General features: G+C 54.3%; 1 tRNA gene. It reads right to left on the bottom strand.

Features of this window, described 5'->3' with window-relative positions:
• Positions 1 to 99 precede the first annotated feature (99 nt).
• Positions 100 to 172: transfer RNA gene (locus AC4IF5_RS20460), tRNA-Met, on the bottom strand.
• Positions 173 to 243: the final 71 nt, after the last annotated feature.

Consider the following 243-nt stretch of genomic DNA (forward strand, 5'->3'; position numbering starts at 1 on the left):
GACTCGAACCGATGACCTTCGGGTTATGAGCCCGACGAGCTACCTACTGCTCCATCCCGCGGTGTATTTTTAGAGTGCTACCGAAAGCACTTATCTTAGTAGCGGGGACACGACTCGAACGTGCGACCTTCGGGTTATGAGCCCGACGAGCTACCTACTGCTCCACCCCGCGGTGTATTTTTAGAGTGTTTACCGACAACACTTGCTTAGTAGCGGGAACCGGACTCGAACCGATGACCTTCG

This window comes from Chryseobacterium sp. UF-290, from assembly GCF_058245615.1.